This is a genomic window from Bacillus sp. SIMBA_005, from assembly GCF_046535585.1.
GTDB classification, from domain to species: Bacteria; Bacillota; Bacilli; order Bacillales; family Bacillaceae; genus Bacillus; species Bacillus pumilus.
Window position 1 is genome coordinate 1 of record NZ_JAWRWI010001260.1, and the last position, 232, is coordinate 232.

1 protein-coding gene is annotated in these 232 nt (G+C 46.6%); it reads left to right on the forward strand.

Annotated features, from left to right (window positions below; genetic code table 11):
• Positions 1-232: substrate-binding domain-containing protein (locus SB660_RS24110; RefSeq protein WP_410585166.1), on the forward strand; the 232-nt coding region annotated here is incomplete at both ends.

Below are 232 nucleotides of genomic sequence, written 5' to 3' on the forward strand. Positions count from 1 at the left end.
TGAGTTTTGTCGCCACCAATAACCGTAAAGCAGGTGCTCAGGCAGCTGATGCCTTAGCCTCGCAGGTAAATAATAAAGGGAAAGTTGGGATTATCGCGCACGTTGCAGGAACATCTTCCGCTATTGAACGCTCGGAAGGCTTCATGGAGCGTATGAAAGAAAAATATCCTGACATTAAAGTCTTACCCGTTCAGTACAGCGATGGTGACCCGCAAAAAGCGATGGATAAAAC